This window comes from Psychromonas aquatilis, from assembly GCF_038155185.1.
Taxonomy (GTDB): Bacteria; Pseudomonadota; Gammaproteobacteria; order Enterobacterales; family Psychromonadaceae; genus Psychromonas; species Psychromonas aquatilis.
Window position 1 is genome coordinate 1 of sequence record NZ_JBAKAZ010000518.1, and the last position, 206, is coordinate 206.

Annotated in this window: 1 protein-coding gene; it reads left to right on the forward strand. The window is 37.4% G+C overall.

Annotated elements, in window-relative coordinates; translation table 11 throughout:
• Positions 1 to 106 precede the first annotated feature (106 nt).
• Positions 107 to 206: TonB-dependent receptor plug domain-containing protein (locus V6256_RS16360; protein ID WP_341599224.1), on the forward strand; the 100-nt coding region annotated here is incomplete at its 3' end.

The following is a 206-nucleotide window of genomic DNA, read 5'->3' on the forward strand; positions in this document are numbered from 1 at the left end:
CTTAGATGTATTTAACATTCGTGGATTTAATGTCAGTCAAAGTAATTATAACGGCGTATAACTTCAATCGTTATCAGGATGGAATATACAACCACAGATAGATCCAATTGCATTACAGCAAGTGGAAGTATTAAAAGGCCCTACTTCTCTTTTATACGGTGCGATGCCACCGGGAGGTATGGATAACTTAATTGGTAAATCACCAC